General features: G+C 60.6%; 27 protein-coding genes. 3 read left to right on the forward strand and 24 right to left on the reverse strand.

The annotated features are described in order from the left end of the window. Nucleotides 1-36: 36 nt before the first annotated feature. Nucleotides 37-375, forward strand: a complete 339-nt coding sequence (locus Q0677_RS05770) for a TraR/DksA family transcriptional regulator (protein ID WP_298906975.1) — start codon at nucleotides 37-39, stop codon at nucleotides 373-375. Here the strand turns inward: Q0677_RS05770 and Q0677_RS05775 are convergent. The 24 genes from Q0677_RS05775 to Q0677_RS05890 form a co-directional block, all read right to left on the reverse strand. Then, nucleotides 356-658 carry a hypothetical protein gene (locus tag Q0677_RS05775; protein ID WP_298906978.1) on the reverse strand — a complete coding sequence of 101 codons (303 nt, stop codon included), beginning with the start codon at nucleotides 656-658 and terminating at the stop codon, nucleotides 356-358. The two genes, Q0677_RS05770 and Q0677_RS05775, sit on opposite strands and share 20 nt — an antisense overlap. After that, complete coding sequence (locus Q0677_RS05780; RefSeq protein WP_298906981.1) at nucleotides 659-4,579, reverse strand: glycoside hydrolase TIM-barrel-like domain-containing protein; 3,921 nt, start codon at nucleotides 4,577-4,579, stop codon at nucleotides 659-661. Next, nucleotides 4,579-5,025, reverse strand: coding sequence for an NlpC/P60 family protein (locus Q0677_RS05785; protein ID WP_298906983.1), 447 nt, complete (start codon nucleotides 5,023-5,025; stop codon nucleotides 4,579-4,581). The genes Q0677_RS05780 and Q0677_RS05785 overlap by 1 nt, the downstream gene beginning before the upstream one ends. 1 nt (nucleotide 5,026) lies before the next feature. Continuing rightward, nucleotides 5,027-5,980 carry a DUF2163 domain-containing protein gene (locus Q0677_RS05790; protein WP_298907005.1) on the reverse strand — a complete coding sequence of 318 codons (954 nt, stop codon included), beginning with the start codon at nucleotides 5,978-5,980 and terminating at the stop codon, nucleotides 5,027-5,029. Next, nucleotides 5,980-6,612, reverse strand: a complete 633-nt coding sequence (locus tag Q0677_RS05795; RefSeq protein WP_298907006.1) for a DUF2460 domain-containing protein — start codon at nucleotides 6,610-6,612, stop codon at nucleotides 5,980-5,982. The genes Q0677_RS05790 and Q0677_RS05795 overlap by 1 nt, the downstream gene beginning before the upstream one ends. Before the next feature lie 33 nt (nucleotides 6,613-6,645). Next, entirely contained in the window at nucleotides 6,646-7,308 is a 663-nt protein-coding gene (locus Q0677_RS05800) for a phage tail tape measure protein (RefSeq protein WP_298907008.1), read from the reverse strand. After that, nucleotides 7,308-7,526 (reverse strand): rcc01693 family protein, encoded by a 219-nt coding sequence (locus Q0677_RS05805; RefSeq protein ID WP_298907010.1) that lies wholly within the window; start codon nucleotides 7,524-7,526, stop codon nucleotides 7,308-7,310. Before Q0677_RS05805 ends, Q0677_RS05800 begins: the two co-directional genes overlap by 1 nt. Next, the gene (locus tag Q0677_RS05810) at nucleotides 7,519-7,851 is read right to left on the reverse strand and encodes a gene transfer agent family protein (protein WP_298907014.1); all 333 of its coding nucleotides are present in this window, start codon (nucleotides 7,849-7,851) and stop codon (nucleotides 7,519-7,521) included. The genes Q0677_RS05805 and Q0677_RS05810 overlap by 8 nt, the downstream gene beginning before the upstream one ends. A gap of 2 nt (nucleotides 7,852-7,853) precedes the next feature. Beyond that, nucleotides 7,854-8,267, reverse strand: a complete 414-nt coding sequence (locus Q0677_RS05815; protein ID WP_247091374.1) for a phage major tail protein, TP901-1 family — start codon at nucleotides 8,265-8,267, stop codon at nucleotides 7,854-7,856. A gap of 23 nt (nucleotides 8,268-8,290) precedes the next feature. Then, a complete protein-coding gene (locus Q0677_RS05820; RefSeq protein ID WP_298907016.1) occupies nucleotides 8,291-8,701 on the reverse strand; it encodes a DUF3168 domain-containing protein in 411 nt (136 codons plus the stop codon). Then, nucleotides 8,698-9,036 (reverse strand): phage head closure protein, encoded by a 339-nt coding sequence (locus Q0677_RS05825; RefSeq protein ID WP_298907019.1) that lies wholly within the window; start codon nucleotides 9,034-9,036, stop codon nucleotides 8,698-8,700. Before Q0677_RS05825 ends, Q0677_RS05820 begins: the two co-directional genes overlap by 4 nt. Beyond that, entirely contained in the window at nucleotides 9,033-9,638 is a 606-nt protein-coding gene (locus Q0677_RS05830; RefSeq protein WP_298907022.1) for a hypothetical protein, read from the reverse strand. The genes Q0677_RS05825 and Q0677_RS05830 overlap by 4 nt, the downstream gene beginning before the upstream one ends. A 164-nt stretch (nucleotides 9,639-9,802) precedes the next feature. Further along, nucleotides 9,803-11,020, reverse strand: coding sequence for a phage major capsid protein (locus Q0677_RS05835; protein WP_298907024.1), 1,218 nt, complete (start codon nucleotides 11,018-11,020; stop codon nucleotides 9,803-9,805). 34 nt (nucleotides 11,021-11,054) lie between these two features. After that, nucleotides 11,055-11,627, reverse strand: coding sequence for an HK97 family phage prohead protease (locus Q0677_RS05840; protein WP_298907027.1), 573 nt, complete (start codon nucleotides 11,625-11,627; stop codon nucleotides 11,055-11,057). A gap of 18 nt (nucleotides 11,628-11,645) precedes the next feature. Continuing rightward, a complete protein-coding gene (locus Q0677_RS05845; RefSeq protein ID WP_298907030.1) occupies nucleotides 11,646-12,833 on the reverse strand; it encodes a phage portal protein in 1,188 nt (395 codons plus the stop codon). A 195-nt stretch (nucleotides 12,834-13,028) separates the two neighbouring features. Further along, complete coding sequence (locus Q0677_RS05850; protein ID WP_298907515.1) at nucleotides 13,029-14,294, reverse strand: terminase family protein; 1,266 nt, start codon at nucleotides 14,292-14,294, stop codon at nucleotides 13,029-13,031. Nucleotides 14,295-14,304: 10 nt separating this feature from the next. Continuing rightward, nucleotides 14,305-14,742 (reverse strand): hypothetical protein, encoded by a 438-nt coding sequence (locus Q0677_RS05855; protein ID WP_298907032.1) that lies wholly within the window; start codon nucleotides 14,740-14,742, stop codon nucleotides 14,305-14,307. Nucleotides 14,743-14,835: 93 nt separating this feature from the next. Beyond that, nucleotides 14,836-15,996 carry an endolytic transglycosylase MltG gene (gene mltG / locus Q0677_RS05860; protein WP_298907035.1) on the reverse strand — a complete coding sequence of 387 codons (1,161 nt, stop codon included), beginning with the start codon at nucleotides 15,994-15,996 and terminating at the stop codon, nucleotides 14,836-14,838. Beyond that, nucleotides 15,996-17,258 (reverse strand): beta-ketoacyl-ACP synthase II, encoded by a 1,263-nt coding sequence (gene fabF / locus Q0677_RS05865; RefSeq protein ID WP_298907038.1) that lies wholly within the window; start codon nucleotides 17,256-17,258, stop codon nucleotides 15,996-15,998. The genes mltG and fabF overlap by 1 nt, the downstream gene beginning before the upstream one ends. 191 nt (nucleotides 17,259-17,449) lie before the next feature. Next, the gene (locus Q0677_RS05870) at nucleotides 17,450-18,193 is read right to left on the reverse strand and encodes a 1-(5-phosphoribosyl)-5-[(5-phosphoribosylamino)methylideneamino] imidazole-4-carboxamide isomerase (protein ID WP_282180999.1); all 744 of its coding nucleotides are present in this window, start codon (nucleotides 18,191-18,193) and stop codon (nucleotides 17,450-17,452) included. Nucleotides 18,194-18,363: 170 nt separating this feature from the next. Continuing rightward, nucleotides 18,364-18,597: an acyl carrier protein gene (locus Q0677_RS05875; protein WP_108856591.1), complete on the reverse strand. Its 234-nt coding sequence runs from the start codon at nucleotides 18,595-18,597 to the stop codon at nucleotides 18,364-18,366. Between the two features lie 220 nt (nucleotides 18,598-18,817). Beyond that, nucleotides 18,818-19,555 (reverse strand): 3-oxoacyl-[acyl-carrier-protein] reductase, encoded by a 738-nt coding sequence (fabG, locus tag Q0677_RS05880; RefSeq protein ID WP_133486501.1) that lies wholly within the window; start codon nucleotides 19,553-19,555, stop codon nucleotides 18,818-18,820. Between the two features lie 66 nt (nucleotides 19,556-19,621). Next, on the reverse strand, nucleotides 19,622-20,563 hold the full coding sequence (gene fabD / locus Q0677_RS05885; RefSeq protein ID WP_298907045.1) for an ACP S-malonyltransferase: 942 nt from the start codon (nucleotides 20,561-20,563) through the stop codon (nucleotides 19,622-19,624). 90 nt (nucleotides 20,564-20,653) lie between these two features. Next, nucleotides 20,654-21,244, reverse strand: coding sequence for a hypothetical protein (locus tag Q0677_RS05890; protein WP_298907048.1), 591 nt, complete (start codon nucleotides 21,242-21,244; stop codon nucleotides 20,654-20,656). 436 nt (nucleotides 21,245-21,680) lie between these two features. On the opposite strand from Q0677_RS05890, the gene rpsF reads away from it, so the two are divergent. Next, nucleotides 21,681-22,037 carry a 30S ribosomal protein S6 gene (gene rpsF / locus Q0677_RS05895; protein ID WP_133486495.1) on the forward strand — a complete coding sequence of 119 codons (357 nt, stop codon included), beginning with the start codon at nucleotides 21,681-21,683 and terminating at the stop codon, nucleotides 22,035-22,037. Nucleotides 22,038-22,052: 15 nt separating this feature from the next. Further along, nucleotides 22,053-22,280 (forward strand): 30S ribosomal protein S18, encoded by a 228-nt coding sequence (gene rpsR / locus Q0677_RS05900; RefSeq protein WP_005982441.1) that lies wholly within the window; start codon nucleotides 22,053-22,055, stop codon nucleotides 22,278-22,280. Nucleotides 22,281-22,284 lie beyond the last annotated feature (4 nt).

A 22,284-nucleotide genomic window follows, 5' to 3' on the forward strand; every position in this document is an offset into this window, starting at 1 on the left:
TCAAAAAAGCAAAGCCGGAAAGCGCCTGAAATAATCGTGACCCCAGATGACCTTGCCAAATTCAAAGCACGATTGCTGTCCGAGTTGGACGAGCTGGACCGTGATGATGCGCGTGGGGCTGAGGGACAGAAGGTGGTGACGCTGGATCAACAGGCGGTCGGGCGGTTGTCGCGGATGGATGCGCTGCAAAATCAGGCGATGGCTAAAGCCACACAGACCCGCCGCACTGCCCAGCGCCACAGGATCATTGCGGCCTTGGCTCGGATTGACGACGACGAGTTCGGGTATTGCGAGGATTGCGGAGAAGAGATCGCGAAGGGGCGGTTGGATCTGGACCCCACCGCCCCGAAATGTGTTAGCTGCGCCGCCGGGTAAGGCGCTTATGGCGCGCTTTCAGGGCCGCATAGACCGTCAGAAGGCAGTCCAGAAACTCGGGATCATCGTGGAAGGGTTCGGCCTGTCGCGGCAGAGACATGGCGACCGATCCCAAACTGCCATTTCCCCAGCGCGGATGCACCCGGCCCAGCGCCCGACGATATCGATCCGCAGCATCGGCACGTTGAAGCATCGCAAGCATTGCACCGGGCCGCCTACGCGGCCCAAGCGCCAGAAGCGCACAGGCCGCGGCCATTGCATCACCGGGCAGTACCGGCCGCATTTAGAGCGTCACCTGCAACTGCGCATATGGCCCCGGCCCAAACCGCTCGGATATCTGTGCCACGTCGAGCGTATAGGTGCTGGGCGCCATATCGGCACTGCGCTGCGCGGCGTCATAGGACCAACTTGGGCCGGTGACGTCCACCTCTCGCAGAACGGTGGCTCCGTCTCGTATCCGCAGACGATAACGTTCATCAACTTCGCCCAGCGGCACCTCGGTCTCGCCCCACGGATCCCCGTCAATCCGTGTGCGGCGGATCCAGCCGAACTGGTGATCCCCGCCCTCATCTCGCGCGGTCAGATGCACGGGCCGATAGGGGCGCAGGCCAATGCCGTTGAAGCCCTGCACGATGTGCACATAGCTATCATCCGTATAGGCTTTGCGTACCGGGCCAATGCGATAGTGGCGGTTCAATCCAAGCGCCGACGACGCCAACGGAACTTGAGTCTGCTTACCATCAAGAATGACCACGTAGCTGCCAATGGGCCACGAGGACGCCATGGTTGCATCCGTTCCCTGCTGCCCGCGCAAACGCAGGCCAAGGTCATAGGTCTGCTCGCCCACAAGGTCTGCCGTCGCGAACTGCAGGATCTCCCAGTTCTCTGGTGTTCCATCCCCAATCGCCAGCACATTCGCCCCATTCAGCAGATCATCCGTGGACACCGAGAACAGCGTGTCGGACGAGGAGAGTTTCACGCGCAAAGCAGGTCCGCGGTCCAGCATACCCGTAGGCGCGGCAAGCAGTTCGGTTTCGGTGACCCCGATGATCGACCGTGCCGTCACGCTGTCAATCCGTAGATAGCCATTGTCGCTGGCCGAGCGGTAGACCGCAATGTTACCCGGCCACGGCTCGGCCGTAACGGCGATATGCGGTGCATGGGGCACTTCTTCGCCCGTCAGCAGGGGCAAATCCATGAAGATCGGAAAAACCGGCCCGGCAGGAATATAAGGTTTCACCGCAGAAGCGGGTTCGACGTTATCCGACGGCAGAAACAAGCCCGGCTCGACCCGTACAGCGCGGATGTTCTGCACACCTGCGTGCTCGACATGGTCCACACGGAAATGCTCGGTCCCGGCGTCGGTTTCCAGTTTCAGCACATCCCCTGCCCCTTTGGACAGTTCCGACGGCGGCAGCGCAAAGCTGGCGCTATCCCGCGCCACGCGAGCCTCGGAGAGCCAGCGTTCGGTGATGGCACGCGCCTCGGCGCGGGTCAGGATCAGCGGGATCTCCGAGGTCGAGACCGTATAGCTGGTTTCATCCGGGAAGATCGCCTCGACCGCACGGATGTCATAGTCCCCACCGCTTTCAATATAGTTCAAACGGACACGTCCGGCGATCTCAGCCTCGGGCGCACGGATGCGTTCAAGGGTGGTGTCGCGTTCAGGTGACAGCGCTATCTTCTCGGGGTCCAAGATGTGGTCAGGCCGCCCTGTACGTGATGCAAAGATCAGAACCCCTTCGCGTTCCGAAACTTCAAACCCATAGGCCAGCATGAGCGGCTGGAGCGCTGCCCGCGCCCCACTGATCTGGTCCACCACATAGCCACGCACCAAACCATAAAGCTTGGACACATCATAGCGCGTCACTCCAGAACGCTCGCAGATTTCGCTCACCACCGAGGCCAACGACCGCGACGACGCACGTCCGTTCAGCCAATGCCCGCGTTCATAGTTCGCCCCATCGCTCCACAGCCCCTTCCGATTGGGGAAATGCGGGAACGGCCTTGTGTCCCATGCCCAGACATGGGCGCGGCTCATATCCAGCATCTGAACGCCGGTGGCACTGTGATGCGGATTGTTGGCCCCGTCGCCCCAGTACTCGTAAATGGCACGCAAGTATTGCGCTTGCATCAGATCATCCCTGCGACCATTCGAATAGCGCGGCAGCGAACTTTCCGAGCTTTTGGGGTCCAGAAACTTATTGGGCTGGTTGGTGCCCTTGTCGATTGCGGCACATCCGATTTCCGTAAACCAGAACGGCTTCGATCCGGGCAGCCAATCGGTCGGGATCGGATCGCGCACGCCGTCGACGCGGTTGTGGTGCGACTTCTCCCACCAACTGCGCAGATCTTTATAGCGATAGACCCAGTCCTCGCCATGTGCGCCATCTGTGATCGGGGTGCGGATCTGTAAATCGCGCGCCTCGGGGGTTTTATAGTACCAATCAAACCCCTCGCCGCCTTCGATGTTGGCCTTGAGATAGTCGAGGTTATAGATCGCCTCATAGGCCGCATCCACATGGTCCAATCCATCACGCCAATCGGACAGGGGCATGTAATTGTCGATGCCGATAAAATCGATCTCGTCATGGCTCCACAGCGGGTCGAGGTGGAAGAACACGTCCCCCGTCCCGTCCTGCGGCTGATAGCCGAAATACTCCGACCAATCGGCGGCGTAAGAGATCTTGGTCTCGGCCCCAAGAATCCCGCGCACATCTTCCGCCAACTGGATCAGCTGTTCGACCACCGGGAAGCTGTTCCCCGGCCCACGGATCTGGGTCAGGCTGCGCAGCTCTGACCCGATCAGGAAGGCATCCACGCCCCCGGCAGAGGCACAGAGATGCGCATAGTGCAGAATGAAGCGGCGATACGAGAACTCAACCGGGCCGGTATAGTCCACCCCATCGTCTGTCACGGTGAAATCGCCAGGCTGCGCGGTGCCAAAGAACGCATTCACCTGCGACACGGCCCCCGTCGTCCCATCAGGCGATCCGGGATGATGCGGAGCAAGCACGGTGGTAATCCGGCCACGCCACGGCAAAGCGGGCTGCCCGATCTGAGCCGACCAAGGATCAAACAGCGTGTTGCCCTCCATCTGCTCCATCAGAATGAACGGATAGAAGGTGGTTTTGTGATCATTCTGCGACGCATGGGCGATGGCTTCTTTCACCGCCTGATCCGAGGGCGTCCCGCCATAAACCGGGCGGTCGTCTTCGTCACGTGGCACCAGCCCAGCCTGAGCACGTGCGACACCACTGACGGTCCACGGCATGGGCTTGCCATCCATGTCTTGTTGCTCGACCCGCGGCTGGATCTGACACGATCCACAGCGCAGGTCATTGCCAAACCACGACACGACCAAAGCCGAGTTCTTACAGTTGGGCAGTTCATCCCGCAGCTGCTGAAACGACGTGACAAAATCCGTCTTGCCCGAGGGACTGTTTTGGTTCGATCCGCCACTGACGCCCGGACCTGCGTCGTAATGCACCTTGGTGGTCGCCATTGCGTATTCACCCGTCCCCGGGATCAATGCCACGGCCTGCGTGCCGCGCGCGACCTCTTTGTCCTGACCGGGCTGTTCAGGGCGGAAGACCTCGAAACTGAACTGCGGCACGCGGTTACCAAAGGGCGTGACGTCTAGATCCTCGATCACCACATAAGCAATCCCGCGATAGGCCGGTGCCTTCCCCGCACCCTTGACGGCTTCGATCTTGGGATCGGGCAACTGGTCCTCGGTGCCTTTGTAGACACGGATGGTCAGGTCGCTTTTCTCGATTTCGTTGCCATCAGCCCAGATCCGGCCAACACGCGTGATTTCACCCTCGCACAGCGCGACGGCCAAGCTGATTGAATAGCTATAGGTCGTGACTTCAGGCTCTGGCGGTTTGACCAGCCCCTTGCCCCCCCCGGTTGTGGTGGTGTTTTCCTTGAAACGGGTGGACCAGATCACCTGCCCGCCCAAACGCGCCCGCCCATAGATCATCGGAATCGGGGTCCCTTCGGACGCGCCGCTCATACGCAGCCGGTCCACGCGCCCCGTTTCGATCGGGTCAGAGCCAGCGCCCAAAATACGGTTGTCGATGGTTTGACCAATCGTGGCCCCAATGGCCTTGCCGATGACCACCGAAGACAGCCCCAGAACACCGCCACCAATCGAGGCACCAGCCGCAGCACCCACGGCAGAAAGAAGTATCGTCGCCATCAGCTTGTCCTTTCAGGAAATTCGAAACACGCCACAATGCGGCGCGCCCAAGGGGTCGAAAGCGGGCTTTCGACGACACCATGCCCGCTATAGGCATGGATAAACGACGGGGCCGGCCCGATGCGGCTGACAAAGCCAAGATGCTTGGCCACCGCGTCCGAGCGCATGCGGAACAGCAGGATGTCGCCCGGTTGTCGATCTTCGGGGGGTTTGGACACCAGATGAGATTGTGCCGCCTGCCACAAGGTCTCTTGCCCATCAGTCTCGGACCAGTCGGCGGTATAGGGCGGCACCTCGACCGGTTCCTGCCCCAATACGGCCCGCCAAACCCCGCGCACCAACCCAAGACAGTCGCACCCTGCCCCCTTTTGCGAGGCTTGATGCACATAGGGCGTCCCCAGCCATTCCTGCAGCTCCCGCTGAATCTCTGCCTGTCTCTGTCCCATTTTAACCCCCAAAGATCGGCGAGAACGGGTTTTCGTCGCCCGACAGCAGCCCATCAATGTCTAGCGTCTCGCGCCCATCGCCTCCGTCATTCTGACCCGATGGGATCGGATAAGACATCAGCCAATCTTCACCGGGAATGTCAGGAAATCCACGAAAGTTCAGGAAGTTGTTGAACTTCTCGCGACAGGTCTGGGGCAGCTTGTCACAGCCCGCTTCCAGCCGCACCCGATCTCCGGGCTGCATCTCAGCGCGAAGCGCCTCCCACAGTTCGATGGTCCGCGCACCGTCGTCCCCTTTGGCATCATTTTTGATGATCCCGCTTAGGCCTTCCGCGTCCCCGCTGATGACCGTGAAACGCCCGCGCACAAACCAGTCCGCGGGATAGAGCGCCATGTCCGCGAACCGGAACACCGTCTCTTCGTCGTTACCGACCAGATCCAGTTCAACCGAATAGCCCGTCTGTCCCAAATCGAACCGGCATTTCCCATCCCCCAGCACCGCCGAGCACGGAGACTGATACGCCCGCCCCTGCGGCTGGTTCATGGCTTCGCTCAATCCATTCAGCTCGGCGCGGAAACCGCCCGCCTCGCGGGCCAACTCTCCGACCGTTCCCCGAAAACGCAGAAAACGCTGAGAAACGTCACGCCAATTGACCAGCCAGGCTTCGACCTCGGCCCCGTCATAGCGACCCGCCCGGATGTCTTTTTCGCTGATCGCCTCGGTGGACAGGACGCCCAAAGCCTCGGTGTTGTCCACCGAAAGGCCCGTGGTTTGGCTCAGCGCATGCGCGGTCATCCCAGTATCGGCCTTGTAGGTGACCCCATCCATTTGCACGTCAAGATCGTGATCGGTGAAACCATACACCACACCATCGCGTCGCGTGACCTTCCACAGCCGTGCAATTGTTGTGACCGCTTCGTCCAGATGGGTCTGAAATTCTGTTGAGATCGCCATCAGACACGCACCTCGACAACGGGCACATTGGGGGCTTCACCGGCCTGAAATGACGCGACCGAGGTATGCACGCGGTCAGTGTCAAAGCGTACTGGTACGTCAAATTCGAACCCTGCCGTGACCTCGGCCCCCTCTTCCGGCGCTGTGACGAAAGTGACAACACCCGTGGTCAGATCCACGCTGTACTGCGTACCCTCGATCTGAGGGTCGCCCTTCAGCCCCAGCTTAACGGTGCCCTCGACGGGCTTATGGATCGGACGCTCGTAGGTATCCGTTCCCGACCGATAGGTCTTGATCAACTGAAACGTTGTCTTCTCGCCGTCACCCCAACCCAGGATCTGATCGGTGAAGGCAGGATCCGCCGAAGGCAGCCCGCTTCTATAATCCGACCAGTCCTTCCAGCGAAACGCATGCAACTGCCCACGCCGCGCTTCAAAGAAAGCAATCAGCGTCTCGACATCATCAAGCGAGCGCATGCCGATCCCCGCGTCATATCGGCGGCGCGAATGCTCCCACGGGGTGTTGCGTTCTTCAAACCCATTGGCCAGCGTCACGACTTCAGTGCGCCGTTCAGGCCCACCAACCGAGCCGAAGCTCAGATTGGCCGGGAAACGAATTTCGTGAAAGGACATGGCGAACCCTCCTCAGGTCGTAAAATCAGGGGATCAGCGGTAACGTTGCCCGCGCGCAAGCGCACGTTGGACATTTGCCGCGATCTGGCTTTGCGACCGGCGGAAGCTTTCCACATCCGGGGTCGAGATATTCATGGTGATGTTGATCGGCACCCCACCGGCCTGGGCACGCACGCCCAGACGGCCATCGGAGCCGCGACTCAGCGGCATGATCGCTTCCGGCCCGGCCTCGCCCATCAGACCCGTCCCACCGCGCATCGGGAAGGTCGTCGCCTGCGTGACAACGCCCCCCTTGGCAAACGGCATCACACGCCCTTGGGTGAACGCGCCCCCATCCGCGAAGGGCAGAAAGGCGTTCGTGAGCGCTCCAACCCCTTGGCCAAGGATGTTGCCAAAGTGGTTGGTGACGGGATTGATCGCGGCGTTGAAGGCCGCATCCGTCATGGATTTCGCAACCATTTTCAACGCATCCGACAGCTTCATGCCGTCAAAGACCAACCCTTCGAACGCACGCCGCAACCCGGACGAGATGCCCGAGGACAGCTTGCTCACATCTGTGCTCAGATCCGAGATCGTCGAATGCATCCCCTTCAGTTCAAAGATGAATCCGGTCGTCATCTGCTGCGCACCGCCAAGTGCGGCCTCCAGCGCGTCGATCTGATCTTCAAAGCTGTCGATACTGTCCAAACCAGCCATCACATGCCCTTTCCAGTGGGGGCACGCGGTTCATCGGGGAACGCGCGTGCAAGCTCTTCCAGCCGGGATCGCAAGCAGGTGGAAGGTTGCCCTTCCAGCCCGGCCATCACAGCCAATTCGATGGGGGTCAGCGCCCAGAATTGATCCGGGCGCAGCCCCAGTTTTCCAAGGCCAAGGCGCATCAGCCCCGGCCAGTCGAACCCGGCAGGCTCAGCCATCGGCGGCCTCGTTCGGGGTCAATGCAAAGGCGCGGGTCAAAAGTTGACCGGCTGCCTTTGCCGCCTCGACCGGGCCACCTTGGATTTCGGCGGCCAGCAGATCCGTTGCCGTGCCTTGCCAGCCCCCACCGCGCAGTCCGGCCACGATCAGCGCCAGCACATCGCGGCTGGAAAACTGACCATGTTCAAACCGCTCGGCCAAGGACACAATCGAGGCTTCGCCCAGCTGCTCTTCCAGCTCGGCCAACGCCCCCAATGTCAGTTTCAGCACATGGGATGTGCCATCGATCACCAGCGCCACTTCGCCCGTCCACCGGTTGGTCATGATCACAGCGCCGTAAAGGTCAGTTCGCCGGCCGAAGCCATCGACAGCTCATATGTCGCCTCGCCGTTATGCGAGCCCGCATATTCGATCGAGGTGATCATGAACGGGCCTTCGACCACACCGAAATCTGGTACAATGACCTGAAAATTCGGCACTTCATTGTCGAAAAAGATCTGACGTGCCCGTTCATCGGTCGAGGCATCCTTGAACACACCCGAACCCGAGATCGACGCCGATTTCACACCCGCGCCACCCAGAAGTTCGCGCCAACCGCCCGTGCTTTCCAGGCTGGTCACATCCACGCTTTCCGCGTTGAAGCTCAGGCGCGTGGCCCGAAGGCCCGCAATAGTCTCGAACACGCCGGTGTCAGTCATGTCGAGCTTGATCAGAAGGTCTTTGCCGTTTTGCGCAGCCATAGGATCACTCCGTTTTGAAATGTTTAGTTGTCTTCGACACGTGCGCGGAAGATCAGGTCGATGCGGCGTACATCCGCGTCTTCAACCCGCCGCGCCCGCGCACGATGAAAGTTCAGATACACAAGCCGGCCACGTGCAAGGATCAGGCTGGCATCCACCAGCGTGTCGCTGACCGCCGCGGCGACCTCTTTGGCGGCCTGAAAGCCCGCAGCATCCGTGACCACGCTGATCGTGACCTCGTGCAGCGCGCCCTGCCCGGTCATGTCTGACCGTTCGCGCACGTCTTCAGGCCCAAGGCTGACATATGTGCCGGTGATGATGCCCGCAGGCACCGCGTCATAGATCGCACCGGGCACCAAACTGGACAGCGTGCTGTCCGCCGCGAGGCGCTGGTAAATGGCCTGTTGCAAAGCCGCAGAAACGCCATAGCTCATGCCGAGACCTCCTCTTGTGCAAAGCAGGTCAGGTAATGCGCGCCCGCGTCGGCCTCGGTCACCGCAAGGATGCGGAAAATCCGCGAGCCATCGCGAAAGCGCTGATCCGGCTTTGGGCGCGACGGTGCACCGTCCGGGGCCGCGCGCACCGTGATGCGAAAGGCAATCGACGACACGGTGGCCATGCCCGCGGCACGTTCACGCCCCGAGCCGGGCTTGACCTCGGCCCAGAGGGTGCCAAGCGCCTGCCAGCTTTGGGAGAAGCCCCCCGCGCCATCAGGCGCACGCACGGGCTCTTCCAGCGACAGCTTGCGGTTCAGGACAGGGCGTTTCATACTGCCCCTCCACCACCAAAAAGGCGCACAGTACGATAGCGCTGCAAGAGCATGGCAATCGCCGCAGGCAGTTCACCCTGCCCGGTCATGGCGCCATCCGCACGGTTCTCATAGTAACTCGCGGCCAGCAGCATGACGGCGTGCGCCAGATCAGCAGGAAGATCGCCCCAGGTGGCTCCAAAACCAGCCTCAAAGCCAATCACGGCCTGACCACCCACGGGAATGGCGGGCAAACACAGCCCGGTCGACACAAGGCGGGGGCGGTGCATATCCGGCTCCAACCCATAGCGGGTGGGGGCGATCACCTCGGTCCCGCCCAGACGGTCATGGATCTCAAGGCTCAGAACCTGCGTGACGGGTGCCACCGGCAGGGCTTGCGACGCCAGATCGCGCCAAGCGGTCAGGGTCCAGGTAAATTCGCGCGACAGAAGGATCTTGCCGGTGCGGGCCTCGATCGCGGCCATTGCGGCCCGAAGGTAGGTTTCCAGCACCTGATCCTGCACCCCATCATCGGCAAACCCGGTCCCCAGCCGCAGGTGGTCCTTGAATTGGGCGACCGGAAGGGCCGTACCCGGCACTGTGGTCTGCTCGACTAACATCATGGATCATCTCCGAAATTCGGGCCCCTCACGTCATGTGGGAAAGGGTGGGCGCGCACCGTCCGTATTGCTCGGACGGAGGGGGAGCAGCTAGACAACACGGGAGTGGTCGGCGCGCGCCCTGCCCCGTGATGGCCCGAAGGTCACCACGGGATCAGGTCCGGTCCTTACGAGACCGAGAACTTCAGCAGTTTGATCGCAGCAAAGTCGCTGACGTCACCGCCTACGCGCTTGGTGGCATAGAACAAGACATGCGGCTTGGCCGAGAACGGATCACGCAGGATGCGCGTGTCGGGACGTTCCGCGATAGTGTAACCGGCAGCGAAATCACCAAAGGCGATCGACATGCTGTCAGCACCGATATCGGGCATGTCTTCGACGATCAGAACGGGATAGCCGATCAGACGGGCCGGTTCGCCAGCCACGGTCGCATCCGACCACAGGAAGCGGCCATCGGCGTCCTTCAGCTTGCGCACAGCACCCACAGTTTTCGAGTTCATCACGAAGACCGCATTGGCACGATAGTCCGCACCCAGCGCATAGATCAGGTCGAAAATCGCATCGCCCGGGTTGGCAGCGTCAAAACCGCCGGCCTCGCCGGTGGCAACATAACCCAGATTGCCCCAGGTCCAGCTGCCATTGTCCACAGCGGTGTGGTTCAGAATGCCCACTGGCTTCTCAACGCCGTCACCGTTAATGAACGCACCGCTTTCCGCACGCGAGAACTTGTCGGCGATGCGGCCAGCCAGCCAACCTTCGATGTCAAAGGCGCTGTCATCCAGCAGGCGCTGCGAAACCTTCGGCAGGGCCGACAGCTCGTGAAGCGGGATCGAGATGCGGTCGATCTGCGGGGTGCCGGTTTCAGCGGCCGAACCAGTTTCCGACGCCCAACCGGTGACCAGATCACCCTGGTCGATCAGCACGTCATAGGCAGTGCCTTCCACGTTCACCACATTGGCAACCGAACGCAGCGAAGCGGCGTTGTTCAGCACGCCCTTGATGGTGTCAGCGGTCACCGGGTCAACCAGATAGCCGCCGTCAGCCGCCACGGCCGAGGACATGGCCTTGCCTTCCAGATCGATGCCACGCAGCGCGTCATCGTCGCCCGAACGGACATAGGCCTCGAAAGCTTTCTGATGCGGGGCTTCCAGATCGGCAGCCGCGGCAAGATGCGGGCGTCCCGCGATGGTGTTAGATTTGCGATCCAGCATGGTCAGTCGCTCTTCCTGTTGTTGAATTTTGGTGGAAATGTCTTCGTGAAACTGATTGATATCGCTCACGAAACCAGCCAGCGCGGTCTTCACCTCGGCAGCCGGAGTGGGGCCCGAAACCTGGCCAGCAGGCGCAGCCGACTGGCCCAGAGCCTTCGTCTCTTTGTTGCTCATCTTTGGGTCCTTTTCAGGGGTTCAGATCGCTGGCTCAGGCGTTGCGGGCCAGCATCAGGCGCGCGTCCTCAAGGGTTGCGGCCAGTTCACGCAAAGTGGTGTTATCGGCATCAAGCGCATCGCCCTTAGCCCCCACCCGCGCTGTCGGAAGCATCGGGAAGGTCACAAGCGACACCTCCCACAGCTCCAATTCCGTCAGGCGACGTCCGCCCGTTTGGGTCTTCGTCGATTTCTTAGTGCGATAGCCGATGGACAGCCCATCAATTGCGCCCGCCTCGATCAGCGCGGCGGCTTCGCGGCCTTTCTCGACATCGCTCAGGATACGGCCTTTCACGTAAAGCCCCTTGGCATCCTCGCGCACCTCGTCCCAGATCCCGATAGGCTGAGCCGGGTCGTGCTGCCACAGCATCTTCACGCCGCGCCCCTTGGCCTTCAGCTCGTCCAGCGATTTGGCATAGGCCCCTTGGGCCACGACATCGCCACCATTGTCGACCTGGTCGAAGAAGCTGGCATAGCCATCAATCTGAATGCCGTCTGCGGTCTGGACCGTCTCGCCCAGCTTGACGAACTTGTGCTCAAGCCCGAAATCGGTGTGGTAATCACTCATGGAATGCACCCTTTCTAGTTAGTCTTGAGCCAGCGGCGGCAGGCCCAGCAGGCTGCGCTTCTCGGATTCAGTCAGGAAGTCAGCCTCGGCCACACGTTTCCACTGCTGGTCACGTTCAGCCGCCAACGCGGGCACCTGATCCAGATCCGGCTTCAGCTTCACCGCCTCGCCAGTGAACCCCGCCAACCAATGGCCGACACTGGCTGCGACACGGGACACCAGAGGCACCACAGTCAGGCGATAGAAGGCGCGGCTGGCTTCTTGATAATTTGCGTATGTCGCGTCGCCCGGAATGCCGATCAGCATCGGCGGCACCCCGAAGGCCTGTGCGATCTCGCGTGCTGCGGCTTCCTTGGTCTTCTGGAATTCCATATCCGAGGGGCTGAACCCCATCGGCTTCCAATCCAGCCCACCTTCCAGCAGCATCGGACGCCCGGCATTGCGCGCGCCGACATGATAGCTTTCCATCTCGGACAGCAGGCGATCATATTGATCCGCACTCAGCTGTGCCTGCCCTTCACCCCCCTTGTAGACAATCGCGCCCGAGGGTCGCGCCGCATTGTCCAGAAGCGCCTTGGACCAGCGGCTTGCCGCGTTGTGCACGTCGATCGCCGTGGCCGCTGCCTGAAGCGGAGACAGCCCGTAATGATCATCCTGCGGATGGAAGGCTTTCACATGGCAGATCGGCGAGGAGCCTTCGGACACATGGAAGCGGTGTTTGCGCGATCCGACCGTATAGTCATACGCCACCGGCCAACCATCCGCGCCGGGCACCAGCGCCATTCGGTCCGAGCGCAGCACATGCAGCTCGCGCGGTTGGCCCTCGCCGTCCAGAACCGCCTCAAGGTAGCCGTTCCCGGTCAGCAACATCTGACCAAAAAATGCTTCGAACAGCTCGGCCCGGCCCTGCGCCGCGTTGGGACGTGCAAGCAGGTCCAAAAGCGGGTGAATGTCATAGCGCTGCTGGTCGTCCTGTAGCACCAAAGGTAGGGCGCTGGCAGCTTCCGCGATCAGCTTGACCGAGCGAAAGCCGACCGGATTGGCCGAAAAGCCAGAGCGCGTCAGGCTGACCGTGTCACGCGGGCTCCAGGCCACACGGCCCGCATTCCCGTAGGCGATCACCGGCCCGGTGGCCGATGCCTTTGCCTCATGCGGCATCTCGGCCTTTGCGTCATCCGCGCCTCGCTTCAGAAAATCAAATACCATGCGCCTTGGCTCCTTGGTTTCGGTTTCCGGCCCCCCGGCGTTTCCCGGGCAAACCTGTCCTGTCCGGGCAAAACGCGGTCGCGCCACCCAGCGGATATTTTGTCATTTCGTGATCAGGCGGGGCTTCAGACCCATCGGGCTATTCGCCCCGCCTTTCGATGTTTGGCACTTTGCCAGTGAGGGTTAAAAAACTCTTTAACCCAGCGTGCGCACCTGCGGTCTGCGGTAGGACGCAACGGGTTCGATGATCAGCTCATGCAGAGCCCAGACCAGCGCATCTACGCGGTCGGGGCTGCCTTTGCCTTCGTAGCCTTGGCTGGTCATCCGGCACATCTGATCCTCCAGCGCGGCCATGTTGCCCGCATGGCTGACCCGCCCCTGTTCATAGAGTGCTGCCACAGGTTCCGCCCGCGTGACCTTGCCGCGCGTCGCGCGCACAGCCTTGTAGGGCACAGTCGCGTCGATCTGACGGATCACGCTTTCCACAAGGTCACCCCCTTGGTTGACCTCGGCTACCAGCCGGTCCGCCTGATGCCGATCCATCGCGTTCAACGCGGCCTCGGCCCATTCGGACGGGCTGGCCGCAGTCACACTGGCATCTTCCAGCACCACGGCCTTCCATTCGCCCGGAGGCCCCTTCGTAAAGACACCCGCCACCACGATCCCACATTCATCGGACCCTTTATGGCCAGTCACCGGCGGATCCACCGCCACCACGACCCGATCCAGCACGGGCGTCTCGGACCCCAAACGATGCTGGTCCAGCATCGCCATGGTCCACAGCGCACCTTCCGTGTCTTCCAGAAGCACACCGTCCAGCTCTTGCCGCCCCAACCGCGTATCCGCATAGCGCGTTCGCACCTCGTCCAGAAAGCTTTTCGCCAGATAGGCGCGGTTGGCTTCCGTCGGCGCATGCGTCGTCACCGTCGAGGGGTTCTTCAGGATCTGCTTTAGCACTCCCACATTGCGCGGCGTGGTAGTAACACATTGCCGGGGATGCGTCCCAAGGCGTAACCCGAACTGCAACATGTCCCACGTCTCCTCGGCCTTTTTCCACTTGGCCAGCTCGTCCACCCATGCCGCATCGAACTGCGGGCCACGCAGGCTTTCCGGCTCGTGCGCTGAAAACACCTGTGCGATTGCGCCATTGGGCCAGACCAACCTGCGTCGCCCGGCCTCCCACACCGGACGCCGGTCCGGCGGCGAGCACGCCAGAATGCCGCTTTCGCCAAACACCATCACCTCGCGCACCTGATCGATGGTTTCCCCCACCAAGGCCACACGACGCGAACGGCCGGGATCCAGCGGCCCTGCCCCCTCGACCTCGGACCGCACCCATTCGGACCCGGCGCGAGTTTTCCCCGCGCCACGCCCGCCCATGATCACCCATGTCCGCCAGTCCCCCTCGGGTGGCAGCTGGTGATCCAAGGCCCAGAACTCAAATAGATAGGGCAGCGCCATCAGCGCCCCGTCACTCAGATCGTTCAGAAAGCTCTCGCGCTCGTCTTTCGTCGCGCAGGCAAGCCAGTCTGCGCCCGATTTCGTCTCGGGCCTGAGCAAGGTCCAGCTCTGCCGCTCGTCCGCCGCCAAATCCGGCTTTACCACTTTGTTCAAGGCGTTTCCTTTCTTCAAATACCGTTTGCATCGCGCGGCGCACATCGGTCACGGCCTTCGCCAATTCCGGCGTGGTTTCGCACCCACCTGTTTCCGCCGTAGACAACTGGCGATCCAACTCTTTCAAAACACGTAGAAAAAACGCGTCCGCGATCTTCAGATAATCTTCCGAAGCGGCGTCTTTCCCCAAAGGCGTAATCATTGTCATTCTTTTTTTGTTGCCTCTCATGCTCTTGTCCGCACAAGCGACATGAAAAAACGGCCCCGGGCGGATGCCCAAGGCCGTTACGTTCACGTCTTCTAGCGTATGTCAGAGACTACACGGGACCGTACGTTCGGTCAAAAAGCAACGCGCGGCTCCCGCGCGCTGCAGTAAGATTTTGGCAACCTACTGGTTTGCGCGCTCGGCTTCGATCTTGCGCCATTCCGCCACGTTGGCGTTGTGCTGCGCCAAGGTTTCCGCAAAGGCGTGCCCGCCCGTGCCATCTGCCACGAAGAACAGATAGGGTGTACTGTCCGGGTTCAAAGCGGCCTCGATCGCAGCGCGGCCCGGGTTGGCAATCGGTGTCGGCGGCAGCGCGTCAATCACATAGGTGTTGTACGGCGTTTCGCGGCGCAGTTCGCTTTGACGCAGACCACGCCCAAGGCTGCCCTGCCCTTTGGTGATGCCATAGATAACCGTCGGGTCCGTTTGCAAACGCATCCCTTTGTTCAGGCGGTTCACAAACACGCTGGCAACCTGACGACGTTCCTCGGCCAGACCGGTTTCCTTTTCGACGATGGACGCCATCACAAGCGCCTCTTCCGCACTCGCATAAGGCAGGTCCGCCGCGCGGTTGTTCCACGCTTCGGCCAGAATTTCGACCTGCGCATCCTGCATCGAGGCGATCAACGCCGCACGATCTGCACCCGCTTTCACCTCATAGCTATCGGGGGCCAAACTGCCCTCAGCGGGGGTGCTGGCAACCTCGCCCGATAGGAAATCGGCACGGTTCAGGCTGTCCACAACCTGCCAGCTGGTCACGCCCTCGGCGACAGCGATCCGGAACCGCGTGTCGCTCTCATCGCGCTTCTCAATATATGCGGCAGGGGCATCCCCCTCCAGCTCGGCCGGTTTGAACTCGGCGGTGATCTGGTACTCTTGCGTGGCCGGATCCAGTTCACGCACCTGCATAACAGCCGACAGAACACCGACGCGATACAGAATTTCCGTCCCGCAGGTCGACGCCCCGCCACGCGTGACGATATCCACGATCTCTTCCATCGAGGCGCCTTCGTTCACAAGGAACGAGCCCGCCTTCAAAGCCGAGGCCTTGTCCGAATACTCAACACCAATCCGGAAAATCGCAGCGTTCGAAATCGCCCCCTGCGCTTCCAGACTATCCGCCACGCGCGAGAACGAGCTGCCACGCTCGACTCGCAGGCAGATGGTTTCTGCAAGCGGACCTTCAGACGTGTACTGTTTTTGGCCCCATGCCACCACGCCGACCGCAACGATCAGCACGACAATGAACAGGCTCAGCGCATTCGAGGCGATGTTGCGCCACATCAGTCAGCAACCTTCCCCATCACAAGGCTGGCATTGGTGCCACCAAAGCCAAAGCTGTTAGACAGCGCGACGTTGATTTCGCGCTTCTCTGCCTTGTTGGCGGCCAGCGACAGGCGCGGCGCGATGGCCGGGTTGTCTAGGTTGATGGTCGGCGGAGCGATCTGGTCACGGATGGCCAGAACGCAGAAGATCGCTTCCACAGCGCCCGCAGCACCCAGCAGGTGTCCGATCGACGATTTGGTCGAGGACATGGTGGCCTTATCGGCTGCATCGCCCAGCAGACGCTCAACTGCGCCCAGTTCCACCGTGTCGGCCATGGTCGAGGTGCCGTGTGCGTTGATATAGTCAATCGCCGCAGGCTCCAGCCCGGCTTTGCCAAGGGCGGCTTGCATGGCGCGGAAACCACCGTCGCCATCCTCGGCCGGTGCAGTGATGTGGTACGCATCGCCCGACAGGCCATAGCCCAGCACTTCAGCATAGATCTTCGCGCCGCGTGCTTTTGCGTGCTCGTACTCTTCCAGAACCACGATGCCCGCGCCCTCGCCCATCACGAACCCATCACGGTCTTCGTCATAGGGGCGGCTTGCAGCCTGCGGATCGTCGCCGCGCTTGGTCGACAGGGCTTTACAGGCGTTGAAACCAGCAATGCCCAACTCGCAGATTGCGGCCTCGGCGCCACCGGCAACCATCACATCCGCATCACCCGACTGGATCAGACGGCTTGCGTCGCCAATGGCGTGCGCGCCGGTCGAACAGGCCGTCACGACCGAGTGGTTCGGGCCTTTGAAGCCAAACTTGATCGACACCTGACCTGAGATCAAGTTGATCAGCGAGCCGGGGATAAAGAACGGCGACACACGGCGCGGGCCGCGCTCGTTCAGCAGGATCGAGGTATCGGCAATGGTCGACAGACCACCAATGCCCGAGCCGATGATCACGCCGGTACGCAGAAGGCTTTCCTCATCCTCGGGCAACCAGTCAGCATCTTTCACAGCCATCTCGGCCGCGGCCAGACCATAGAGGATGAAATCATCAACTTTGCGGCGCTCTTTCGGCTCCATCCAGTCGTCCGGGTTGAAGGTGCCATTGGTGCCATCTCCCAGCGGTACTTCGCAGGCATATTTGGTAGTCACGCGCGAGGCGTCAAATTTCGTAATCGGGCCTGCGCCGGACTGTCCGTCCAGAATACGCTCCCATGTTTCCTCGACGCCGCTTGCCAGCGGAGAAATCATGCCCAATCCTGTTACAACCACTCGACGCATTCTGGTGCCCTTTCTCAGGTTTTCAAATGTCTTGGCGGTGATAGCGCGGCTGGGCATGGTGGGGCAAGCCGAATCCGTGCACAGGTGAAAGCTCGCCTATCGATGCGCGCACCGTTACCCCTGTGATTGCTGGCCAGCGACGGTCATGTGTCCGCATTGGTCACTGGCCAACAAACTCGTTCCAAAAAGGATCAGATGAACTCTGCCTTGGGTTCAGGTGCAGGACGCGCGACGTCCAAAGCCGCCACCAGATCCACATCCTTCGAGAACAACGCCCGTCCGATCAACGTACCCGCAATGTTCGGCACATATTTCAACCGCGCAACATCATCCAGCTCGTGCACGGTGCCAGCCGCAATCACTTGATGCTTTGTTTCGCCCGCAAGCGCGCTCAATAGACCCAGTTGCGCATCCGGCTGCTCGATATCGCTATCGATATCGGTAATCAGAACACTGGCCAGTGGCACATCGGCATAGGATGCAAGGAAGCTTTCCGGAGACATCGCGACAGGATTGCGCCACCCGTCCGTCATCAGATTGCCCTGCCAAACGTCAGCGGCCAAAACGATTTGATCCGGATAGCGGTTCGCAAGCTCTTTCACCATGGCGGGATCTCGCGTGGCGACGGTTCCCATCACAACACGCCCGGCGCCCTTCTCAATCCAGGCTTCCGCCATGTCGCGGGTACGGATCCCGCCAGCCACCTGCACCGAACATCCGGACGCGTTGATGATGTTTTCGATCAGCTCGGCGTTGTCGCCTTCGCCAGCAACCGCATCGAAATCGGTGACTTGGATCCATTCGGCCCCAGCCTCGGCAAAACCCTGTGCTGTTTCCACAGGGTCCACATGCCAGATCGAGGGCTCTTCAAGACGACCGCGATGCAACGTCACACAACGTCCGTTCTGCAATTCGAGAGTAGGATAGATAATCATGAAGCGTCTCCTTCGCCTTACCATTCACGGCTCAGTGAAGTTTAGCACATCCCACAGCGGGCGTTTAATTTCGGCTCAATTGGGGCTGAAACCGGCAAAAGGCGCTCTTAAACATAAAAAACGGCCCATCCGAAGATAGGCCGTCTTTGAAACTCGTGTGCCCTGAAAGATCAGGCAGCTTCGGTGATGAATTTCACAGCGTCGCCGAAGGTCTGAATGGTTTCAGCAGCGTCGTCCGGGATTTCAATGCCGAACTCTTCTTCGAAAGCCATAACCAGCTCTACGGTGTCCAGGCTGTCTGCGCCCAGGTCGTCGATGAACGAGGCGGTCTCGGTGACCTTGTCCTCTTCAACACCCAGGTGCTCAACTACGATTTTTTTCACGCGATCTGCGACGTCGCTCATGATAAATCCTCACGTTAGTTCAGGGCTTGGCCCTTTTCGTTTGACCCATTTGGGCCGCTAAGTTTCCCGCGCGTTACGCCGAGACCCCCAGCCCATGCGGACTGCCCAACGTGGGCTAATGGGGAAAACCTGCGCCGCCTATAACACATCGGTGAAGATAGGCAAACGCTTTCGCGGTGCAAGGGCGCAGACAAAAAAACGCTGACCGCGCCCATCACCTTTAGAGCATAGCCATACCGCCATTGACGTGGATGGTTGCCCCGGTCGTATAGCCTGCCTCGTTCGAGGCCAGATACAGAACGGCTGCTGCAATTTCTTCGGGCGAGCCCATGCGGCCAGCCGGAATTTGCGCCAGTGTGCCCGACTTCTGGTCGTCGGTCAGCTTGTCGGTCATCGCGGTGCCAATGAAACCGGGCGCGATGCAGTTTGCGGTGATACCACGGCTGGCAACTTCGTAGGCGATGGACTTGGTCAGGCCGACCATACCGGCCTTCGACGCGGCATAGTTTACCTGACCGGGGTTGCCAGTTGCTCCAACGATCGAGCCGATGTTGATGATGCGGCCCCAGCGGGCTTTCATCATCGGGCGCATCACGCCACGGCACAGACGCATGGTCGAGGTCAGGTTGACGTTAATCACGTCGTCCCAATCCTGATCCGACAGACGCATGAACAGTTGGTCACGGGTGATGCCTGCGTTGTTCACCAGAATATCGACACCGCCCATCGCTTCCACGGCCTGCTTCGGCAGGGCGTCCACGGCCTCGCCATCCGACAGGTTGCAGGGAAGTACATGGGCGCGTTCACCCAGTTCAGCGGCCAGCGCCTCAAGCGGTTCCACACGGGTGCCAGACAGCGCCACGGTTGCGCCAGCAGCGTGCAACGCCTTGGCGATCGCGCCACCAATGCCGCCGGATGCGCCCGTCACCAGAGCATTTTTTCCAGTCAGATCAAACATCTGCTTATCCTTCTTCACGTTTCCGGCCTGCCATCTTCAGAGTGCTAGACCGGCTGAATTTTCTGATTATCCGTTCAGCGCTTCTACAGCGGCTTTGACATCCTCGGGCGTTCCGATGGCTCGGGTGGCTACCGATCTGTCGATCCGTTTAACCATGCCGGACAGGGCCTTGCCTGCGCCGATCTCCCAGATCTCGCTCACGCCATGCTCGGCCATATAGGCCACGCTTTCACGCCAGCGAACCGAGCCCGTCACCTGTTCCACCAGAAGCGATCGGATCATCGCCGGATCAGCGACCTCTGCGGCGCGAACGTTTGCGACCAGCGGCACGGCAGGCGCATTCATTTCCACGTGGACCAGCGCCTCAGCCATAACTTCAGCAGCGGGCTGCATCAAGGCGCAGTGGAAAGGCGCGCTGACAGGCAGCAAAACCGCGCGGCGGGCACCCTTGCCCTTGGCGATCTCAACTGCGCGCTCAACGGCTTCTTTGTGGCCGGACACGACCACCTGAGCGGGGTCGTTGTCGTTTGCCGCCTGACAAATCTGGTCGTGAGCGGCTTCCGAAGCCACTTCAGCCGCCGTGTCGAAGTCCAACCCCAGAAGCGCGGCCATCGCGCCAACACCCACCGGCACGGCGTCCTGCATGGCCTTGCCACGGGTGCGCAGCAGACGCGCCGTGTCGGCAACGCTCAAAGCGCCCGCTGCAGCCAGTGCCGAGTATTCCCCCAGCGAATGGCCGGCAACATAAGACGCCGCGTCGATCGAGACGCCTTCCGCCTCAAGCGCGCGCATGGTGGCCAGCGAGGTTGCCATCAAAGCAGGCTGAGCATTCTGGGTCAGGGTCAGTTCTTCCTGCTCACCTTCCCAGATCAGAGACGACAGCTTTTCGCCAAGCGCCTCGTCGACCTCGTTAAAAACGGCTTTCGCTGTGGGATAGGCGTCTGCAAGGGCCTTGCCCATGCCAATGCTTTGGGCCCCTTGCCCGGGAAATACGAATGCGCGGCTCATGGCCCCTCCTCTTTATGCCAATGGCTTTGGGGAATGGGATACCTTGCGACGCAGCGCTGTGCAAACTGTTTGGGAACGAACCGCCTAAGATCAGGCGGCCCGGAAGGCGCGACCCACTGCTCCATGCGAAGGCGCGGTGCTCCGATGGCTTTCATAGCTGGGGATCGTCAACCCGCCGCGATCATCTTTCAGGTCTCGCAAAAGGCGGTCTTGGATCGGCCGCAACAGCTGCTCGGGACCGGACAGAACCTCGACCGCGGTCAGGTTCATATCACCATCATCAAGACGCAGATACAGCGTCGCCTGACGCGAATTGGCCAATCCCCCGGTGCTTTTGCTGCAGGACAACAGCAATCCAGTCACGTCGTCGAACGGCACAACGACTTCGGTCTGGAACGTGTTGCCCGAGGCAATCCGCCCACGACGCACCTCGCGGTTGCGCAGATCGACATGGGTCGATGCTACGCCTGTGCTTTGACCCAGAAGATACAGCAGCCCACCCAGACCAACAAACAAACAGGTCAAACCGATCTTCATCGTCAGAAGGACGGTGTCATCCAACACCGGAGCGCTTTGCATCACCCACAGACCGGTCGACGAAATCGCCAACGCCACCCCCAGAAAACGGCTGAATGCCCGCAAAACCAGCCCGCCACCGACTGCCTTTACTTGGTTCGTCAACGCGTACCCCCAATTGGTAGGCGTAAGCAAAACCGGCTGAGATGAATGGGACATTTCCGTGCCAGACTGAGGTACAGGTGAAACCATGGTCATGGGACAAGACTTTCTTGTTTTTATTTGCGAATCTGACGGGCAGCAGAGTGTCAGAGTAATTTTCACGCCCAAGTAAGGGCGCTTCCTAAACGTTCGACCCGAAGTGTGACGGAAGTTAGGCATCCAATTGGTTAATGCGGGGCCATAATTTGCGCGGCCTGCCACCAATAGGCAGCATTTTTGCCCCGCCCCCCTGCCGCAAAGCCTTGCGCCACATGGTCAGACGTGTATAAGGCACCGTCCTTTCCGTAAGTGAATGAACCGCGTTGCCTCTCGTGGATGGGTCGCGGAAAGGTTTTGACCCATTCTTTGAAGCGCGCTTGAAAATAGAACTGGAGTTCACATGCCCCTTTATGAGCATGTCTTCATCTCGCGTCAGGATCTGTCCAACGCGCAGGCTGAGAACCTCATCGAACATTTCGGCACCGTACTGGGTGACAACGGCGGCAAAGTCGTTGACAGCGAGTACTGGGGCGTCAAGACGATGGCCTACAAGATCAACAAGAACCGCAAAGGCCACTATGCCTTCCTGAAGACCGACGCTCCGTCGACGGCTGTTCAGGAAATGGAACGCCTGATGCGCCTGCATGACGACGTTATGCGCGTTCTGACCATCAAGGTCGACGATCACGCCGAAGGCCCGTCTGTTCAAATGCAAAAACGTGACGAACGCGGCGACCGCCGTGGCCGTGACCGTTAATCGGAGGTCTAACTCATGGCAGCTAAACCGTTTTTCCGTCGCCGCAAGGTATGCCCCTTCTCGGGCGACAACGCACCGAAGATCGACTACAAAGACACCCGTCTTCTGCAGCGCTACATCTCTGAGCGTGGCAAAATCGTTCCTTCGCGTATCACCGCCGTTTCGGCAAAGAAGCAGCGTGAACTGGCCCGTGCTATCAAGCGCGCCCGTTTCCTTGCTCTGCTTCCCTACGCCGTTAAGTAAGGGG

The organism is uncultured Aliiroseovarius sp., assembly GCF_947492455.1.
Taxonomy (GTDB): Bacteria; Pseudomonadota; Alphaproteobacteria; order Rhodobacterales; family Rhodobacteraceae; genus Aliiroseovarius.

Excerpts from the sequence above, each read along its gene's own strand:
- Q0677_RS05775 (WP_298906978.1), bottom strand. The coding sequence starts at position 658 with ATGCGGCCGGTACTGCCCGGTGATGCAATGGCCGCGGCCTGTGCGCTT.
- Q0677_RS05780 (WP_298906981.1), bottom strand. The coding sequence starts at position 4,579 with ATGGCGACGATACTTCTTTCTGCCGTGGGTGCTGCGGCTGGTGCCTCG.
- Q0677_RS05785 (WP_298906983.1), bottom strand. The coding sequence starts at position 5,025 with ATGGGACAGAGACAGGCAGAGATTCAGCGGGAGCTGCAGGAATGGCTG.
- Q0677_RS05790 (WP_298907005.1), bottom strand. The coding sequence starts at position 5,980 with ATGGCGATCTCAACAGAATTTCAGACCCATCTGGACGAAGCGGTCACA.
- Q0677_RS05795 (WP_298907006.1), bottom strand. The coding sequence starts at position 6,612 with ATGTCCTTTCACGAAATTCGTTTCCCGGCCAATCTGAGCTTCGGCTCG.
- Q0677_RS05800 (WP_298907008.1), bottom strand. The coding sequence starts at position 7,308 with ATGGCTGGTTTGGACAGTATCGACAGCTTTGAAGATCAGATCGACGCG.
- Q0677_RS05805 (WP_298907010.1), bottom strand. The coding sequence starts at position 7,526 with ATGGCTGAGCCTGCCGGGTTCGACTGGCCGGGGCTGATGCGCCTTGGC.
- Q0677_RS05810 (WP_298907014.1), bottom strand. The coding sequence starts at position 7,851 with ATGACCAACCGGTGGACGGGCGAAGTGGCGCTGGTGATCGATGGCACA.
- Q0677_RS05815 (WP_247091374.1), bottom strand. The coding sequence starts at position 8,267 with ATGGCTGCGCAAAACGGCAAAGACCTTCTGATCAAGCTCGACATGACT.
- Q0677_RS05820 (WP_298907016.1), bottom strand. The coding sequence starts at position 8,701 with ATGAGCTATGGCGTTTCTGCGGCTTTGCAACAGGCCATTTACCAGCGC.
- Q0677_RS05825 (WP_298907019.1), bottom strand. The coding sequence starts at position 9,036 with ATGAAACGCCCTGTCCTGAACCGCAAGCTGTCGCTGGAAGAGCCCGTG.
- Q0677_RS05830 (WP_298907022.1), bottom strand. The coding sequence starts at position 9,638 with ATGATGTTAGTCGAGCAGACCACAGTGCCGGGTACGGCCCTTCCGGTC.
- Q0677_RS05835 (WP_298907024.1), bottom strand. The coding sequence starts at position 11,020 with ATGAGCAACAAAGAGACGAAGGCTCTGGGCCAGTCGGCTGCGCCTGCT.
- Q0677_RS05840 (WP_298907027.1), bottom strand. The coding sequence starts at position 11,627 with ATGAGTGATTACCACACCGATTTCGGGCTTGAGCACAAGTTCGTCAAG.
- Q0677_RS05845 (WP_298907030.1), bottom strand. The coding sequence starts at position 12,833 with ATGGTATTTGATTTTCTGAAGCGAGGCGCGGATGACGCAAAGGCCGAG.
- Q0677_RS05850 (WP_298907515.1), bottom strand. The coding sequence starts at position 14,294 with ATGGCGCTGCCCTATCTATTTGAGTTCTGGGCCTTGGATCACCAGCTG.
- mltG (WP_298907035.1), bottom strand. The coding sequence starts at position 15,996 with ATGTGGCGCAACATCGCCTCGAATGCGCTGAGCCTGTTCATTGTCGTG.
- fabF (WP_298907038.1), bottom strand. The coding sequence starts at position 17,258 with ATGCGTCGAGTGGTTGTAACAGGATTGGGCATGATTTCTCCGCTGGCA.
- Q0677_RS05870 (WP_282180999.1), bottom strand. The coding sequence starts at position 18,193 with ATGATTATCTATCCTACTCTCGAATTGCAGAACGGACGTTGTGTGACG.
- Q0677_RS05875 (WP_108856591.1), bottom strand. The coding sequence starts at position 18,597 with ATGAGCGACGTCGCAGATCGCGTGAAAAAAATCGTAGTTGAGCACCTG.
- fabG (WP_133486501.1), bottom strand. The coding sequence starts at position 19,555 with ATGTTTGATCTGACTGGAAAAAATGCTCTGGTGACGGGCGCATCCGGC.
- fabD (WP_298907045.1), bottom strand. The coding sequence starts at position 20,563 with ATGAGCCGCGCATTCGTATTTCCCGGGCAAGGGGCCCAAAGCATTGGC.
- rpsF (WP_133486495.1), top strand. The coding sequence starts at position 21,681 with ATGCCCCTTTATGAGCATGTCTTCATCTCGCGTCAGGATCTGTCCAAC.
- rpsR (WP_005982441.1), top strand. The coding sequence starts at position 22,053 with ATGGCAGCTAAACCGTTTTTCCGTCGCCGCAAGGTATGCCCCTTCTCG.